This is a genomic window from Microbacterium sp. CCNWLW41, assembly GCF_037083505.1.
The window spans coordinates 262616-272800 of record NZ_JBAOJP010000007.1; the positions used below are offsets into that span (position 1 = coordinate 262616).

Annotated in this window: 12 protein-coding genes; 6 read left to right on the plus strand and 6 right to left on the minus strand. The window is 71.4% G+C overall.

Going from position 1 to position 10185, the window contains the following annotated elements; all coding sequences use genetic code 11:
• Nucleotides 1-223: 223 nt before the first annotated feature.
• Together V6R91_RS23905 and V6R91_RS23910 are read left to right on the plus strand one after the other, a co-directional pair.
• Complete coding sequence (locus tag V6R91_RS23905; protein ID WP_336397357.1) at nucleotides 224-421, plus strand: hypothetical protein; 198 nt, start codon at nucleotides 224-226, stop codon at nucleotides 419-421.
• A 111-nt stretch (nucleotides 422-532) separates the two neighbouring features.
• Nucleotides 533-1153, plus strand: coding sequence for a dihydrofolate reductase family protein (locus V6R91_RS23910; protein WP_271062228.1), 621 nt, complete (start codon nucleotides 533-535; stop codon nucleotides 1151-1153).
• Nucleotides 1154-1156: 3 nt separating this feature from the next.
• On the opposite strand, the gene V6R91_RS23915 is transcribed toward V6R91_RS23910, so the two are convergent.
• From V6R91_RS23915 to V6R91_RS23930, 4 genes are read right to left on the minus strand one after another with little or no spacing between them, the layout of a single operon-like run.
• Nucleotides 1157-2011, minus strand: a complete 855-nt coding sequence (locus V6R91_RS23915) for a carbohydrate ABC transporter permease (protein WP_231821052.1) — start codon at nucleotides 2009-2011, stop codon at nucleotides 1157-1159.
• Nucleotides 2011-2958, minus strand: coding sequence for a carbohydrate ABC transporter permease (locus V6R91_RS23920; protein ID WP_271062229.1), 948 nt, complete (start codon nucleotides 2956-2958; stop codon nucleotides 2011-2013). Before V6R91_RS23920 ends, V6R91_RS23915 begins: the two co-directional genes overlap by 1 nt.
• Complete coding sequence (locus V6R91_RS23925) at nucleotides 2955-4295, minus strand: ABC transporter substrate-binding protein (RefSeq protein ID WP_336397358.1); 1341 nt, start codon at nucleotides 4293-4295, stop codon at nucleotides 2955-2957. Before V6R91_RS23925 ends, V6R91_RS23920 begins: the two co-directional genes overlap by 4 nt.
• A gap of 59 nt (nucleotides 4296-4354) precedes the next feature.
• Nucleotides 4355-5341, minus strand: coding sequence for a LacI family DNA-binding transcriptional regulator (locus V6R91_RS23930; RefSeq protein ID WP_336397359.1), 987 nt, complete (start codon nucleotides 5339-5341; stop codon nucleotides 4355-4357).
• 167 nt (nucleotides 5342-5508) lie between these two features.
• On the opposite strand from V6R91_RS23930, the gene V6R91_RS23935 reads away from it, so the two are divergent.
• The 3 genes from V6R91_RS23935 to V6R91_RS23945 all read left to right on the plus strand — a co-directional run bounded on the left by V6R91_RS23935 (nucleotide 5509) and on the right by V6R91_RS23945 (nucleotide 8723).
• On the plus strand, nucleotides 5509-6504 hold the full coding sequence (locus V6R91_RS23935) for an ADP-ribosylglycohydrolase family protein (RefSeq protein WP_336397360.1): 996 nt from the start codon (nucleotides 5509-5511) through the stop codon (nucleotides 6502-6504).
• The gene (locus V6R91_RS23940; RefSeq protein WP_336397361.1) at nucleotides 6501-7532 is read left to right on the plus strand and encodes an ADP-ribosylglycohydrolase family protein; all 1032 of its coding nucleotides are present in this window, start codon (nucleotides 6501-6503) and stop codon (nucleotides 7530-7532) included. The genes V6R91_RS23935 and V6R91_RS23940 overlap by 4 nt, the downstream gene beginning before the upstream one ends.
• 534 nt (nucleotides 7533-8066) lie before the next feature.
• A complete protein-coding gene (locus tag V6R91_RS23945) occupies nucleotides 8067-8723 on the plus strand; it encodes a M23 family metallopeptidase (protein ID WP_231821058.1) in 657 nt (218 codons plus the stop codon).
• Nucleotides 8724-8735: 12 nt separating this feature from the next.
• Here the strand turns inward: V6R91_RS23945 and V6R91_RS23950 are convergent, their stop codons facing one another.
• Together V6R91_RS23950 and V6R91_RS23955 are read right to left on the minus strand one after the other, a co-directional pair.
• Entirely contained in the window at nucleotides 8736-9044 is a 309-nt protein-coding gene (locus V6R91_RS23950; RefSeq protein WP_231821059.1) for a DUF1905 domain-containing protein, read from the minus strand.
• 29 nt (nucleotides 9045-9073) lie between these two features.
• Nucleotides 9074-9460, minus strand: coding sequence for a DUF1761 domain-containing protein (locus V6R91_RS23955; protein WP_271063000.1), 387 nt, complete (start codon nucleotides 9458-9460; stop codon nucleotides 9074-9076).
• A gap of 71 nt (nucleotides 9461-9531) precedes the next feature.
• On the opposite strand from V6R91_RS23955, the gene V6R91_RS23960 reads away from it, so the two are divergent.
• Entirely contained in the window at nucleotides 9532-10182 is a 651-nt protein-coding gene (locus V6R91_RS23960; RefSeq protein ID WP_336397362.1) for a TetR/AcrR family transcriptional regulator, read from the plus strand.
• Nucleotides 10183-10185 lie beyond the last annotated feature (3 nt).

The following is a 10185-nucleotide window of genomic DNA, read 5'->3' on the forward strand; positions in this document are numbered from 1 at the left end:
GACGGCCGCGTGCTAGTCGCCGCTCGTGCCGGCGGCCGCCCGCCTCGACGGGCCCTGCACGCCGCGGCGAGCCCCTGCATATCGGCGGGCAGATGTCCAGTCCCTTCCGCCCCGTGCCCGTCCCCTGCACACTGCTCCCAGGGTCGCGACGCGCGATGCCTCCCGGACCACCTCCGCGGAGCCCATCACCGCGCAACGGCGCCCGGAACGGAGGTGAACAGCCATGGATGACGAACTCGTCGTCACCCTCGCCCTCAGCGGCTCGCTGTCCTACTTCGTCCTGACCACCGCGCTCCACGACTACGCCGACCAGCTGGAACGCCGGGCGACGACCGAACCGGAGCACGCCGCGTTCCTCGGCGCGGAGGCCGCGGAGGCCCGGTCACTCGCCGCGCTCATCGACGAGCAGATCCTGGTCTGAGCCCGTCCCGCGGGTGTCTCGCCACGGCGCGATCGCGTCCGCTGCTGCGCCGGTGCCGCCCCCGGGTATAGCGTCGCGAGCAGTCGGATCCGCCACGGACGGGAGCAGCCCATGGGAATCGTCTACAGCGACATCGCCGTCTCCGCCGACGGCTACGCCACCGGAAGGAACCAGACCGAACAGTCCCCGTTCGGCGACGTCGACGACCGGTGGCTGCACGCCTGGATGTTCGACGCGTACGAGGAGAACAAGGCCGAGGTCGACGCCATCGTCGACTCCGGCGCCACCGTCATGGGCCGGAATATGTTCGGCCCGGTGCGCGGCGAATGGGATCGGGACTGGCGCGGGTGGTGGGGGCCGAACCCGCCGTACCACAACCCCGTGTTCGTCCTCACGCACCACCCTCACGATCCGATCGAGATGGAGGGCGGGACGACGTTCCACTTCGTCACTGACGGCGTCGAGTCCGCGCTGGCCCGTGCCAGGGAGGCCGCCGGCGACCGGAACGTGTCGGTGGCGGGCGGGCCCCGCACGGTCAACCAGTTCCTGGCGGCGGGCCTCCTCGACGAGCTGCGCCTGCACGTCACGGCGTGCGTCATCGGGGCGGGCGAACGCGTGTTCGACGGGGTGCCCGCGCAGCGGCTGGAATGCGTCGGCGTGCGGGCGACCTCGCTGGTGACGCACATGACGTACCGCCCGCTGCGCGCTGCGCAGACGGGCGATCCGTCCTGACGATCAGTTCGCGAGCCCGCCCGAGGCGTAGCCCTCGATGAACTTCCGCTGCAGCAGGAGGAAGACGATCACGACCGGGATCGCCATGATGAGCCCGGCGGCGCTCACCAGGGACCAGTCCGTGGTGAACCCCTGCTGGAAGGCGTACACGGACAGCGACGCCGGCATCGCCTCGCGGTCCTGGAGGAACGTCACCGCGAGCATGAACTCGTTGTACGCCTGAAGTCCCGCCACGAGCGCGGCGGTGAGGATCCCGGGCCAGATCATCGGGACGATGACGCGGAAGAAGACCCGCAGCTCCCCCGCGCCGTCGAGGCGTGCCGCCTCCTCGAACTCGGCGGGCAGCCCCACCAGGAACGAGCGGATGAGGAGGGTCGCGAACGGGCTGAACACCGCCCAGTAGATGATGATGAGGCCGATCCGCTCGTTGTACAGGCCCAGGAACGACCACCACGCGACGAGCGGCACGAGGAAGAGCTGCAGAGGCAGCGACGACGACACCAGCAGCCACAGGATCCACCCGCCCTTCGCGGGGAGGTCCAGGCGAGTCATCGCGTAGGCCGCCATCGAGGCGATGAGGGCGACGCCGACCGCGGTCGACACCGCGATGATCGCGCTGTTCAGGAGGGCGCCGCCCATGCGCGCCTGCTCCCACGCCACGGCGAAGTTCTCCCAGTTCCACTCTCGCGGAAGGCCGATCGGGTTGGCCGCGATCTCCCGGGACGACTTCAGGGCGTTGCTCGCGAACACCAGCAGCGGCCCCACGGCGTAGACGGCGAGAAGACCGACAATGATCCACGTCACCGGACGGAAGCGGCGGCGGGGGCGGCGGACGGCGGGAGAGGCGACGGCGGTCATCAGACGTCCCATTTCAGTCGGCGGCGGAGCACGAGGTACCCGATGACGGTCACGGCGCTGATCACGGAGAGCAGCATCGCGATCGCCGAGGCGTAGCCCTGGCGACGGTTCTCGAAGGCCTCGCGGTAGAGCACCGTGCTCAGCACGTCGGTGGAGCCGGCGGGACCCCCTTGGGTCAGCACGTAGATGTAGTCGAAGACGAGGAAGGACCAGATGATCGTCATCAGGGCGAGGAACACGAAGGTGGGCCGGATCGACGGCAGCGTGATGCTCCAGAACTCGCGCACCGGGCCCGCGCCGTCCAGCTTCGCCGCCTCGTACAGCGACGGCTCCACGGCCTGCATGGCGGCCAGGAAGATGACGAGCAGGAACCCCCACCACTGCCAGGTGTTGACGAACGCCACCGAGCCTAGCGCGAGCGACGGATTCCCGAGGAAGTTGACGTCGGCCAGGAACGGGATCCCGATCCCCGCCAGCGCGTCGCCGATCCCGCCGTCCGGGTCCATGATCTGGCGCCAGATCGCCGCGGAGATCACGGTGGCGAGGACGTACGGGATGAAGTAGAGGACGCGGAACACGATCTGCCCCCGGCCCAGGCGCGAGAGCACGAAGGCCCCGAGCAGTCCCATCGCCATGGGGACGACGAGGAAGAACAGCGTCCAGATGACGTTGTGCCACAGCGCGTTGAGGACCGCATCGGCCCGGAACAGCTCGGCGTAGTTCGCCAGGCCCACGAAGCTCGGGGAGTTCAGGCCGTCCCAGTCGGTGAACGACATCAGGATCGACGCCGTGCCCGGGCCGGTGATGACGAGCAGGTTGACGATGAGCAGCGGCGCCACGAAGGCCCAGGCGATTAGGCGCCGCCGGCGACGCAGGGCAGCGCCCCGGCGCGGAGCGGACGCGGTGGCGTCCTTCCGTGCCGGGGCGCCGAGGGCGGAGGAGGTCACTCGCGCCCCGCGGGGGTGAACGGCGTGAGGGTGCTGCCGGCGTCGAACTCCGCCTGGAAGGTCTTCTGGAGCCCGTCCAGGTACTCGGCCGACGAGACGTCCCCCGTCACGACCTTGTCGAACTCGGCGATCAGGTACGCGTCGCTCTTCGGCGGGAAGAACGTCCACGTCGCGTAGCCGACGTTGGTCGTCTCCGGGATCGCCGTGTACAGGTCCACGGTGCGGGAGTCGACCTCGGCCGGGAACTGATCGGCCGTGATGGCCAGCGGGGGCGGGTTCTCCCCGGTCCGGGCCGTGTACTCCAGTGCGCGGTCCGCGTCGCCGACGAGGTAGTCGATGAAGGAGGCCGCGGCGTCCGGGTTCTTCGACTCCGCGTTCACCGAGAGCGCGGTGCCGATCGCGAGGGGGTACACGCCCGGCGTGACGGCGTCGCTGAGCGAGGGCAGCGGAGCCCACGCCCAGTCGTCGGGGTCCTCGAAGACCTGGGAGAGCGAGTTGAACGCCCAGGTCCCGCTCATGTACATCGCGGTGGTGCCGTTGGCGAGGCCCGTGACGTTCGCGGTGTCGTCGGTGGTGAAGTACGACTCCGCGCCGCCGGCGAGCCAGCCCTTGTCGATCCAGCCCTTCACCAGATCGATCGCGGCGACGAAATCGGGGTCGGTGAACGAGGCCTCGCCGGTGAGGACGTCGTGGATCCTGTCGGGTCCGACCGCCGCGTTCAGCACGGCCGTCAGCAGCCACTCCGTCATGCCCTGGTATCCGGCGTTGCCGCCGCCGAGGGGGACGAGGCCCTTGTCCGCCGCCGCGGCCGCGACCTTCTCGAACTCGGCGAGCGTGGTCGGCGCGGTCCAGCCGTTCTCGGCGAAGACCGCCTTGTTGTAGTACAGGACCATCGATCCGTAGCCGGTCGGCACGGACGTGAGCTTGCCGTCGACCTTGCTCAGCTCGTAGGCCCAGGGCAGCAGCTTCTGCTCCCATCCGTACTCGGTCGCGTAATCGTCCAGCGCGATCGTGCGCCCGGCGCGCGCGAAGTCGGAGGCCGGCGACGGACCGCCCGCGTACACGACGTCCGGCGCCTGTCCGGCCGCGACCGCGGTATCGGTGAGCTTGGCGATCGTCGTCAGCTCCTTGACCTCCATCTTCACGGAGGCGTCGCCGGCGTCGTTGAAGCCGTCGACGAAGATCTCCTGGAACGCCTTCTCCGTGTCGGGTGAGTAGAAGGCACCCCAATAGGAGACGTCGGCGGAGGAGCGTCCGCCGCCGGTGCAGGCGGTGAGCGCGAGCGCGGCGGCGGCGACGGCGCCGAGGGCTGCGAGGATGCGCGGGGAACGGTTCATGGTCTCTCTCAGGGTCGGGTGCTCGGGATTTCGGGGGTTCTCACGGGGTGCGGGACGGATCAGCTCGACTCACGGACGAGGAGGCGGTGGGACAGGGCGACGGTCCGCGTGACCTCGTCCACCTCTCCGTCCAGGCGTTCGAGGAGCAGGCGCGCGCACGCCCGGCCGATCTCGCGCGCGGGGTTCTCGACGGTGGTGAGGGCGGGGTTGACCAGGGAGGCGGCCTCGATGTCGTCGTAGCCGGTGACCGCCAGGTCCTGAGGGACGCGCAGTCCTCGGTCACGAGCGGCGTCCAGGGCGCCGATCGCGATGAGATCGTTCGCGGCGACGATCGCGTCCGGGCGCTCGGCGCGGTCCAGCAGCACGGACGCCGCGCGGCGCCCGCCGTCACGGGTGAAGTCGGCGTACACGGCGTCGTCCGCCTCCGCGGCCCGCCCTGCGGCCAGCAGGGCCTCGCGATATCCCTCGAGCCGCTGCCGGGTCGGCAGCGCGTCCTCGTCACCGCCGAGGAAGACGATCCGTCGCCGGCCGCGGTCGATCAGGTGCTGCGTGATCTCACGCGCCCCGGCCACGTCATCGGTGTGCACGACGTCGCCGCTGACGCCGCTGGCCGTGCCGAGGGTGACGAACGGGATCCCCGCGTTCTGGAGCGCGGCAAGATCCTCGTCGGTGAGCCCGAACGGGGCCGCCACCATCGCGTCCACGCGGCGCGACACCAGCTGGTGGATCGTCGCATCGGGGCGCCGGTCGCTGCCGACGTCGGTGATCGTGAGCAGGATGTCGCGGTTGAGCAGCACGTCCTGCATGCCGGCGGCGACCATCGGATAGAAGGGGTTGGTCAGGGTGGGCACGATGAGCGCGATCGTCCCGGTACGTCCTCCGCGCAGCTGGGAGGCGCCGGGGTGCGGCCGATAGCCGAGCCGGGCGATCGCCTCCTCGACGCGCGCTCGGGTGGCCGGAGACACCGGGCGCTTCCGGGTGAGCACCTGCGACACCGTCGACACGCTCACCCCGGCCGCCTCCGCGACCTCGCGGATCCCTGCCATCGGTTCTTCTCCTCCGAGAGCACCCGCGCCGGGCGGATCCCGGCGATTCCTGCGCAAAAGGTTTTGCACTACGATGCATGATAGCCGCTGGATCCGGATCCGCAACACCGCGATTCCCTGACCATTTCGGCGATCAGCTGGCACAAAACGTGATGAGCGGAGATGCGATGGACCACGACCGCGCCCGAGGCGCACTCCTCGGGCTCGCGATCGGAGACGCGATGGGCGCGCCGACCGAGGGGATGACGCTGGCCGCGATCCGGGAGCGATGGGGTCGCGTGCGCGACTTCCTCGAGGAGGACGCCGCGGGCACCGACGACACCGAGTACGCCGTGCTCTGCGCCCGAGGCGTGCTCGCCGCCGGATCCGCCCTCTCCCCCGACGTCGTGGCCGCGACCTGGCTCGACGCACTGCGGCATCAGAGCGGCGGCTTCCACGGCGCCGGGTTCAGCGAGATGATCGCGATCGCCAATCTGCACGCCGGCCTGACGCCGCCGCGCAGCGGCCAGCGCAACGCCGAGATGTGGAGCGACGGCGCCGCGATGCGCGTCGCGCCGATCGGCGTCTACGCCGCCGGAAATCCCGCCCTGGCCCGGCGCATGGCCGTCGCCGACGCGAGCGTCAGCCACTCCCGGGACGGCGTCTACGGCGCCGAGGCCGTCGCCGCCGGGGTCGCCGTCGCGATGACCGCGGACTCCGTCGACCCGGTGATCGACGCGATGGTGGACGCTCTTCCCGACGACTCGTGGTCATCCCGCCTCGTGCGCCGGGCGTTGACGATCGCCGAGACGGGCACGGACATCCTCGAGATCGAGGAGGCGCTCTTCGCCGCGATCCCGCTGCGCCACTACATGTGGGCCGACGTCGCGCCGGAGGCCGTGGCCCTGTGCGTGGGTCTGCTGCGCGCCACCGACGGGACTCTCGCGGTGGTCGAGTCCGGCGTCAACATCGGTCGGGACTCCGACACGATCGCCGCCATGGGCGGCGCGATCGCCGGAGCACTGCACGGCATGTCGGCGCTGCCTCCGACGCACGTCGCGCAGGTCCGCTCGGTCGCCGGGCGCTGCATCGAGGCCACCCGTGGGACGGACCTCGTCGACCTCGCCGACGCGCTCGTGGAGCGAGCCGCCGCCGACCGCACGCGCAAGGAGACGGACCGATGATCCCCGAAACCACGATCGACCGCGCCGTGGGCGCGGCGCACGGCCTCGCCCTGGGCGACGCGCTCGGCTCCCCCGCGAGCGAGCACCGCACGATCAGGGACCCCTGGGTCCGCTCGATGCTGCGTCAGGGCGCCGCCGAGCTGGACCGCTCCCGCGTGCATCGTCCCGTGGTGCCCTTCGTGCTGAAGGCGACCGGTGTCCACTCCCTCGCCCCGACCGACGATGCGGAGTCGTTCGCCGTGTCCGCCCAGGTACTTCTCGCGGCGGGTGCGGACGCCTCCGCCGATGCGCTCTTCGACGCCTGGGTCGCGGTCATGGACCACGACGACGTCTGGGCCAGCGGCGCCCAGCGCTCGGCCCTGCTCAATGCGGCGAGCGGCCTGCGCCCGCCGCAGACCGGTCGGGACAACCCCGCCTTCTACGACGACAGCGCGTTGCCCGGCGCCGTCGCCGCCGGCATCGCGTCGACCGGCCCCGAGGCCGCCGCCGCCCTGGCCGGACGCCTCGCCTCGATCACGCACGACGCCGTCGGCGTCGCGGCAGCCGCGGCGGTCGCCGCGCTCGTGTCGCGCCTCGTGTCCGGCGCCGCCCTGGACGACGCGCTGACCGCCGCCGGCGCGGCGGCGGCGACCGACGACTGGCTGGCCGACGGGATCCGTGACGCCGAGCGGATCCTCCGGGACGCCCCGTCCCCGTTCGCCGCCCTCCCGGCGCTCATCGCCCGCTTCGCGCCGCGCACCTACAGTCACCCCGGGACCGTGGCCGAGACCCTGCCGCTCGCGCTCGGATTCGTGCGCGCCACGAGCGGCCGACACGATCAGGCGATCCCCCTGGCGATGACCGTCGCCCGCCATCAGGACAGCCTGCCCGCGATCGTCGGGGCGATCTGCGGTGCCGCCGGGAGCCCGGTGGACGGCGGCGACGTGGATGCCCTGCACGGAGTGACGGTGCCGTCGCTCGCCGGTCGCTCCCTGTCCGCCCTGGCGAGAGAGCTCAGCGGGCTGCGCGAGGCGCGATGCGCTCCCTGAGCGTTCGCCGCGAATCCGTGACACACGGCCTCCCGATTTGGGCCGGACGCGGATCCCGCACTATGGTTACAAATCGATAACAGACGACTCCGTCTGCCCGAGGAGCTCACCATCAACTCGCGATCCCCCGAAGCCGCGTCAACTGAAGAACACGTCACCGAGGCACCCTCCTCGGTTCCCGGTACCCCGCCGGGACTGCTGCGACGAGACCTGCGGCGCGCACAGACGACGACGTCCGCCATTGCGTCCGAGGCCTCGCCCGCCGCCGCACGGCCCCACGGGCCCGACGCTCAGGCCGGCCCCGACACTCCGCCCGGCGCCCGTCGCGTCCGTCGGCACGCGGACGCCCCTCGCGGCACCGGGGCGCGGACGACTCCCCCCTCTGCCCCCCGCTCCGCGCCCGCGAGCACCGGTCGCACGGCGGCGTCGGCCGGGTCGCGTCCGGCGGCCCGAACCACCCCCTCCGGAACGTCCTTCACGCCGCGCCGCCCCGGGGTCCGGCGCATCAGCCGCACCGCCGGCGTCGCGCTCGCGGTGACCGCGCTCGTGTGCGGGACGACCATCCCGGCGATCGGGCTCGTGCAGTCCGGTGCCGCCGTCTCCTCGTCGGCGGCCGCGGCGGACATCCGCGCCCAGTCGTTCACCGCCAACGCCGAGGTCCTGCCGGACGTGAGCATCCGCGGCTCCTACACGGCGACGACGCCCGACGAGCTCGAGGAGATCCAGGCCGTCGCCGCTGCCACCGCACGCAGCGGCATCGCTCCGATCGCGAAGCCGGGCCAGGTCATCATCCCGATGTCCGCCGGCTCTTACACGATGACGGACGGCTTCGGCGAGAGCCGTCCCGGCCGCAGTCACATGGGCCAGGACTACGCTGCCTCCGTCGGCACGCCGATCTACGCGGCGGCCGACGGCGTGGTCTCGATGTCCCAGGAGAGCTACGGCGGCTACGGCGTGACCGTGCAGATCGAGCACGATCTCGGAGGCGGAGCCTCGGCGATCTCGACCCTGTACGGGCACATGGACTACGGCACCAGGGCCGTCGAGGTGGGCGAACGCGTCACCGCCGGACAGTACCTGGGCAACGTCGGCTCGACGGGCTACATCTTCGGCTCGTGCCTGCACTTCGAGGTGCACGTGAACGGTGCCCCGATCGACCCGCTCCCCTGGCTCGAGGCCAACGTCCGCTGACCCCGCGAGGGATCAGCCGCGCCGCTCGGTGAGGTGCACGGTCACCGTGTCCCCCGTGGCCTTGCCGATGCGTCGGCGGACGGCGGCGGAGACCGGCAGCTTGTGCGTGCCGTCGCCGAGCGCCATGAAGGAGCTCTCGAACGGCTCGCCGTCGACGGTGCCGCTCACCTTGACGAGCCCGCGGGTCCCGAAGTACTCCGCAGACCCCTCCATCTGCACGTAGGTCCATCCGCCCTTGGCGTCGCTCGTGACGAGGGGCGCGGTGAACGTGACGTCCAGCGGTCCGGTCTTCGTGCTCATGTTCGTGTTCGTGTCGTCCATGATCGTCTTTTCCTTCCGGTTCGTTCGTGTCAGTGCAGGAGGCCGATCGCCACGGCGATCAGCAGGAGCTTCAGAAGCCAGTCGCCGGCGTGCAGCACGGCGGTGGGGACGGGCGCACGATCCCACCCAACCGAGCCCGTGAGGAGCACGACCGGGAAGACGATCCACAGCACGACGGCAAGCAGCAGCACGCCCGGCAGATCCGTCATCCCCGCCTGCGTCGCGAGCCACGCGACGCCGGAGGCGAGCACGGCCGTGCGCAGGAGCTCGGCCAGGACCCGCACCGGGCCCGGCTTCCCGCGCTCCACGGCACGGCCCCCGGTCGCCCTCCGCTCCCACGGCGTCAGCACCATGTAATACACGGAGCTGAGGATGAATGCCGCCACCGTGGCGACGGCGATGCCGATCCCGATCATGTCACCCTCCAATTTGAGTACTTATCCGTACGCTATACCCTTCGATACGTACTGTCTAGTACTATTTAGGGATGGATGTCATCGATCGCCCCACGCCGCCCCGACGCCGAGGGCGTCCGGGCGGACTGACCGGCCCGGAGCTGCTCGCGGTGGCTCGCGACATCTTCCTCCGGGAGGGGTACGCGGCGACCACCATGGACGCGGTGGCCGCGGGCGCGCGGATCTCCAAGCAGACGCTGTACCGTCAGCACGGCACGAAGGAGGACCTCTTCTCCGCCGTCGTGGCGGACTGGGTCGACCGAGGCCGAGACGCCATGAAGCCGCACCGGGAGAGACTCCTCGCGGGCGGCGATCCCCACGCGGCCCTGCTCGACCTCGCGACGGCACTGCAGAACGGCGTCCTGAGCGACCCCGTCGTGCGCATGCGGAGCCTGGTGATCTCCGAGGCCGAGCGGCTGCCCGCGGTGGCCGGCGACTATGTGCGCCGCAGCTGGGACCGCAACGAGTCCCTGCTCGCCGACGCGCTCGCCGACCTGGACGCACGGGGCGTGCTCGACGTCCCCGACCCGCGTACGGCGGCGCGTCAGTTCACCTGGCTGGTCGTCGGCACGCCGCTGGACCGGGCGACGCTCACGGCCGGCGCGGCGCGTCTGTCCGCGGAGGACCTGTCGGTTCTCGCGCGCGAAGGCGTCGAGACCTTCCTCGCCCGTTACGGACGCTGACCC

What these genes read in the sequence shown, in the direction of transcription:
- V6R91_RS23905 (WP_336397357.1), top strand. Translation starts at nt 224, where the DNA reads ATGGATGACGAACTCGTCGTCACCCTCGCCCTCAGCGGCTCGCTGTCC.
- V6R91_RS23910 (WP_271062228.1), top strand. Translation starts at nt 533, where the DNA reads ATGGGAATCGTCTACAGCGACATCGCCGTCTCCGCCGACGGCTACGCC.
- V6R91_RS23915 (WP_231821052.1), bottom strand. Translation starts at nt 2,011, where the DNA reads ATGACCGCCGTCGCCTCTCCCGCCGTCCGCCGCCCCCGCCGCCGCTTC.
- V6R91_RS23925 (WP_336397358.1), bottom strand. Translation starts at nt 4,295, where the DNA reads ATGAACCGTTCCCCGCGCATCCTCGCAGCCCTCGGCGCCGTCGCCGCC.
- V6R91_RS23930 (WP_336397359.1), bottom strand. Translation starts at nt 5,341, where the DNA reads ATGGCAGGGATCCGCGAGGTCGCGGAGGCGGCCGGGGTGAGCGTGTCG.
- V6R91_RS23935 (WP_336397360.1), top strand. Translation starts at nt 5,509, where the DNA reads ATGGACCACGACCGCGCCCGAGGCGCACTCCTCGGGCTCGCGATCGGA.
- V6R91_RS23940 (WP_336397361.1), top strand. Translation starts at nt 6,501, where the DNA reads ATGATCCCCGAAACCACGATCGACCGCGCCGTGGGCGCGGCGCACGGC.
- V6R91_RS23950 (WP_231821059.1), bottom strand. Translation starts at nt 9,044, where the DNA reads ATGGACGACACGAACACGAACATGAGCACGAAGACCGGACCGCTGGAC.
- V6R91_RS23955 (WP_271063000.1), bottom strand. Translation starts at nt 9,460, where the DNA reads ATGATCGGGATCGGCATCGCCGTCGCCACGGTGGCGGCATTCATCCTC.
- V6R91_RS23960 (WP_336397362.1), top strand. Translation starts at nt 9,532, where the DNA reads ATGGATGTCATCGATCGCCCCACGCCGCCCCGACGCCGAGGGCGTCCG.